This is a genomic window from Dolichospermum planctonicum, from assembly GCF_005402965.1.
Classification (GTDB): domain Bacteria; phylum Cyanobacteriota; class Cyanobacteriia; order Cyanobacteriales; family Nostocaceae; genus Dolichospermum; species Dolichospermum planctonicum.
Map to the genome: position 1 here is coordinate 1 of NZ_BJCF01000092.1, position 5,611 is coordinate 5,611.

A 5,611-nucleotide genomic window follows, 5' to 3' on the forward strand; every position below is an offset into this window, starting at 1 on the left:
GGGTAACTTTGATGATAGCGCGGAAAATTGCGATTGATGATTTATGTTTGACTGAACCTGCTTTACCTTTGGATACTTTGGATCATAATATTGTTTGTCAAGATGCTTTGTTTAGTGAATGGGTCAAAGCTGATGCTATTATTGGAAATCCACCGTTTTTAGGTGGACATAGAATAAGGCAAAATTTAGGTGATGATTATGCTGAAAAAATTTTTAGCAAATTTCCAGAAGTCAAAGATAAGGTAGATTTTTGCAGTTATTGGTTACGGTTATCACATGAATATATTAATGCAAAAGGTAGAGTAGGTTTAGTTGGTACAAATACTATTAGTCAAGGAAATACTCGTAGAGCCGGACTAGATTATATTACTCAAAATAGTGGTATTATTCATAATGCTATTTCATCTCAAGTTTGGTCAGGTGATGCAAAAGTTCATGTTAGTATAGTTAATTGGTGCTATCAAAAACCACAAGTATGTTATTTGAATAATCAAACAGTTAGATCAATAAGTTCTTCTCTTCAATCAACTATAGATGTTTCTATAGCTATTCGACTTCAAAGCAATTTAGATTACTCATTTAAAGGAATTCAGCCTAGTGGCAAGGGTTTTATTGTAACTGAAACACAGGTAAATAAATGGATTCAAGTTGAATCAAAAAACAAAGTATTACTTAAATTATTATTATCTGGTGCAGATTTAACTGATAAACCTAATGGAATTCCTAGTCGTTGGATTATTGATTTTAATGATATGACACTAGAAGAAGCGAGTGATTATGAAATAATTTTCGCACACATTCAAAACACTGTTAAAATAGAAAGAGAAAACAATAGAAGAGAAGTAACTAAACTTAACTGGTGGCAATATGGTGAAAAGCGTCCGGGAATGAGAAAAGCAATTAAAAATATATCTTGTTATTTCGTTGTTCCAAGACATTCTAAATGGTTCATTTTTATTCCCGGAAAATCTGATTGGCTACCAGCAGACTCAACAACAGTTATAGCATCAGATGATTTTTATATCCTTGGTATTCTCACATCTAACGTACATCGTGTTTGGGTAAAAGCGCAAAGTTCAACTTTAGAAGATAGAACTCGTTACACTCACAACACTTGTTTTGAAACCTTCCCCTTTCCGCAAACAGTAGATATAAAAATAGTCCAACAAATTCGCACTAAAACAGAAGAACTACATGAATATCGTAGTCAACAAATGGAAACCAAACAATGGGGAATTACTACATTATATAATAAATTTTTCACCGAACCGAGTAGTCAACTTTATAAACTACATCAACAACTGGATAAACTGGTAATGTCAGCTTATCAATTCAACCCAGAAGATGATATTTTAGAAAGACTGCTGTTATTAAATTTAGAATTAGCTGAAAAAGAAAAACAGGGAATTAAAATTATTGGACCAGAAATACAAAATTAGTATGTAAATAGGTGAACGGAAAAAAACCGACATAAGTAACGAAAAGTAAAGTTACCCGAAACCTCTTTTCTGTTCCCAGTTAAGAGTTCCCTGTTCCCTCAGTATAACGACAATTTTTAACGCCAACCTACTTATCTTGTTATTATGTCTAAATTCAAATCACTAGAGTTATTTACGGGTGCTGGAGGTTTAGCAATGGGATGCACTCGCGCTGGCTTTGATCATCAAGCGCTTGTGGAGCGAGATAAACATAGTTGTCATACCATTCGTGAAAATCAGCAGCGAGGGATGCAACTTGTAAGCGACTGGTGTATCCATCAAATAGACGTAGCTGATTTTAACTACTCTAATATCAGAGGAGAAATAGACCTTTTAGCAGGTGGTCCACCTTGTCAACCTTTTTCCATTGGTGGTAACCATCATGGTTATTTAGATAAACGGGATATGTTTCCCGAATTTTTACGGGCTGTGCGGGAATTACGTCCCAAAGCTTTTTTAATTGAAAATGTCCGTGGTTTAGTGCGACCTAATTTTATTAATTATTTTGAGTATATTATTTTACAGTTAAATCATCCTGAATTGCAACCCCACACTGATGAATCTTGGGCTGATCATTTAGTCAGACTTGAGGAACATCAGCGTAGTAATATCAAGGATGAACTTAGTTATCGGGTAAAGTGGCAGTTATTAAATGCAGCTAATTATGGAGTTCCACAAAAACGTGAGCGAGTTTTTATTGTGGGTTTCCGTTCAGATTTACAAGCTAACTGGTCTTTTCCTGAACCAACCCATACAGAAGAGGCGCTGATTTGGGATCAATGGGTGACGGGTGAATACTGGGAACGTCACGGTATTGCTAACTTATACCGTCCAGAAATGCCCATAAAAATACGCAGTAGCTACCAACGGAAAGGGGCGAGTTTACTGGCTAGTATAACTTCTCCCTGGCAGACTGTTAGGGATGCAATAACTGACTTACCACCACCTGAAAACACTAATTTAGCAGCAGAAATTCCTAATCATATCTACATTCCCGGTGCTAAAAGCTATCCCGGTCATACAGGTAGTTCTTGGTATAAACCAGCCAAAACCCTGAAAGCAGGTGTGCATGGTGTTCCTGGTGGTGAGAATATGCTTGCTTTCCCTGATGGACAAGTCCGCTATTTTACGGTGCGTGAGGCTGCAAGATTGCAAACTTTCCCTGATGATTACTACTTCCCCGGTGCTTGGGGTGAGTCAATGCGTCAAATTGGTAATGCTGTACCTGTTACCCTGGCCTATACTATTGCTACTAGCATCCGCACCCATTTACAAGAAGTTCAATGTTGCGTGAAAATTAAAACATCTGTCTAGTTAAAATTGATCATGCCATTAGAAGTTTTTCAAGCACCTCCAACACTGCGTGAGCAATTAATTGAGTTTCAGACTAGACAGCATTGTTATCCTCTCGCTGAACTGGATGAACTTAAAGAAGAGTTAGCTGGTTATGTTGGTGTTTACTTACTTTATTACCGGGGAGAATTTCCCCTTTACTCAGCTATAACTTACGCAAATCAAAATTCTTGTTGTCTACCAATTTACATTGGTAAAGCGGAAAATTCAGGGAAGCGAACTGGACAAAGAACTATTACAGGGGGTTTAATTGGTCGTTTGAGAGAACATAGAAATTCTATTCGTCAAACTAACAATCTTGATGTTGCAGATTTTCACTTTACAGTGGTAGCAATGGCTGTGGATTTAGTTGCTTGGGGTGAATCGGTGCTGATTCGGCATTTTCAGCCTGTTTGGTGTAGTATTATTTCTGGTTTTGGCATTCATGCACCCGGTAAAGGAAGGGGTTTACAAATGCGATCGCTATGGGATGAAATACACTCAGGCAGATCCTTTGCTACAGCTTTACTGTCTAATCCCGTTACCATTTCTAGTTTACAGCCCCAGGTATATAAACACTGTCAAAATCTTTGTGTGCATTTGGGATGCCCGTGTTTAGGTGAAAATAGATATGAATAAATTACCACCAAAAACAGGTAAAAATAAAGAAAAGGATCTTTGTATAACCAATACAGTTTTTCATGGAAATCAACTTTAACGTTCCCTTATTGGCTACAGCCACAGAAACAGCAGATAGTTCCATGGTATTAGCGGCCGTACTATTGAGTTTAGTCGTGATTTACTTTGCCAGCAAGGTGGGGGGGGAATTATCCAACAAAATCGGTTTACCGGCGGTTTTAGGTGAACTTGTCGGGGGTGTGGTTATCGGTGTCTCTGTACTCCATTTGTTGATATTCCCTGAAGGTGGTACAGACGCTGCTAATTCTTTGATTATGTCCTTTTTGCAAATCACCGCTGGGTTAAGCCCAGAAGCGACACCACAGGTATTTGCAGCCCAGTCTGAGGTGATTTCGGTTTTATCAGAATTGGGTGTGATTATCCTCTTGTTTGAAATTGGCTTAGAGTCTAATCTCAAAGACCTTATGGCCGTGGGTATTCAGGCTTTTGTTGTGGCTACCGTGGGGGTGATAGTTCCCTTTGCTGCGGGAACTGTGGGGTTAATGACAATATTTGGTGTTAGTGCTATACCTGCTATTTTCGCTGGTGCGGCTTTAACTGCAACTAGTATTGGAATTACGTCTAAAGTGCTTTCGGAAATAGGTCGCTTAAATTCTAAGGAGGGACAGATTATCCTGGGTGCTGCGGTTATTGATGATGTTTTGGGAATTATCGTGCTGGCTGTGGTTGCTAGTTTAGCTAAAGATGGGGCGGTTGATGTCGGTAATGTGGTTTATTTAATTATTAGCGCCAGTGCTTTTTTGATTGGGGCGGTAGTTTTTGGTAATGTATTTAATAAATCCTTTGTGGCGATCGCTGATAAACTTAAAACTAGAGGGGAATTAGTCATCCCGGCCTTCATTTTTGCCATTATCATGTCTTACCTAGCCTCTGTCATCCATTTAGAGGCAATTCTGGGAGCTTTTGCTGCTGGTTTAGTTCTCGAAGAAACGGACAAACGCAAGGAATTACAAAAGCAAGTTATCCCCATTGCGGATATGCTAGTTCCAGTTTTCTTTGTGACTGTGGGAGCAAAAACTGATTTGGGAGTCTTAAACCCAGCTATTCCCACAAATCAAGAAGCCTTAATCATGGCAACTTTCCTGATTACTGTCGCCATTATTGGTAAAGTGGTGACAGGGCTAACAGTATTTGGTCAACCGGGAATTAATCGCTTGGCTATTGGTGTAGGAATGATTCCCAGGGGTGAAGTAGGTTTAGTATTTGCTGGTGTAGGTGCTGCTAGTGGTGTCCTTTCCAAACCACTAGGGGCGGCAATTATTATGATGGTGATTATTACCACATTTATCGCTCCTCCCCTGTTAAGAATCGTATTTCCAGAATCAAACACTACAGTCAATTTAGACAGTAAATCGGAAAAATTATTATAGCAGGAGTAAATTACCCACCACTTCCCTTTGGGTAAGTGGGGGCTTTTAAAGCCCAGAGTTTACCCGACTAAGTGTTAAATCACTACGATTTTCAGGTCATCTCACCTACAAATACGCAGCCAGTTTGTAGATCTGAGGTTAACAGTTAAACAGGCTTATTGGGTTAATCCAGTGCTGTTAGCGTAAAAAGCCTTTAAATCTTTGTCTAGGCTAACATTACCCGCAAGGAGGGACAATATGTCCAAAGTATTTGTTTTAGATACCAACTTCACGCCATTAAACCCAATTCATTCAGCGCAAGCTAGACAACTACTAAGAAGCAAAAAAGCAGCAATATTTAGACAGTTTCCGTTCACAATTATTCTCAAAAAATCGCGTCCTGACTCACCAGTATCGTCGCTAAAGCTAAAGATTGACCCTGGTGCAAAGTTCACGGGAATGGTATTAGTTAATGATTCAACTGGCGAAGTTGTATTTGCTGCTGAATTAAAACATAGAGGCTTTGCAATTAGAGATGCTTTAACTTCTAGAAGGCAATTAAGACGTTCTAGACGTGCAAGAAAAACTCGTTACAGACAACCAAGGTTTTTGAATAGAACCCGTCTAGAAGGATGGTTAGCACCGAGCCTACAAAGTCGAGTTGATAATATTAAAACTTGGGTTGAAAGATTGCGTAAACTTGCACCAATTCAGGCTATTAGTCAAGAATTAGTCAGGTTTGATATGCAGTTA

5 protein-coding genes are annotated in these 5,611 nt (G+C 38.8%); all 5 read left to right on the forward strand.

Annotated features, from left to right (window positions below; all coding sequences use genetic code 11):
* A partial coding sequence (locus tag FFO06_RS21265) for a type IIL restriction-modification enzyme MmeI (protein WP_162501218.1) occupies nt 1-1,439 on the forward strand: 1,439 nt, incomplete at its 5' end.
* A gap of 144 nt (nt 1,440-1,583) precedes the next feature.
* Entirely contained in the window at nt 1,584-2,792 is a 1,209-nt protein-coding gene (locus FFO06_RS20445; protein WP_137909675.1) for a DNA cytosine methyltransferase, read from the forward strand.
* A 12-nt stretch (nt 2,793-2,804) separates the two neighbouring features.
* Nucleotides 2,805-3,449, forward strand: coding sequence for an Eco29kI family restriction endonuclease (locus FFO06_RS20450; protein WP_137909676.1), 645 nt, complete (start codon nt 2,805-2,807; stop codon nt 3,447-3,449).
* Nucleotides 3,450-3,499: 50 nt separating this feature from the next.
* The gene (locus FFO06_RS20455) at nt 3,500-4,879 is read left to right on the forward strand and encodes a cation:proton antiporter (RefSeq protein WP_137909677.1); all 1,380 of its coding nucleotides are present in this window, start codon (nt 3,500-3,502) and stop codon (nt 4,877-4,879) included.
* 237 nt (nt 4,880-5,116) lie between these two features.
* Nucleotides 5,117-5,611 (forward strand): RNA-guided endonuclease IscB (iscB, locus tag FFO06_RS20460; protein WP_201275504.1); only part of this gene is annotated, 495 nt, incomplete at its 3' end.

Coding starts and splice junctions, on each gene's coding strand:
- FFO06_RS20450 (WP_137909676.1), top strand. CDS start 2,805: ATGCCATTAGAAGTTTTTCAAGCACCTCCAACACTGCGTGAGCAATTA.
- FFO06_RS20445 (WP_137909675.1), top strand. CDS start 1,584: ATGTCTAAATTCAAATCACTAGAGTTATTTACGGGTGCTGGAGGTTTA.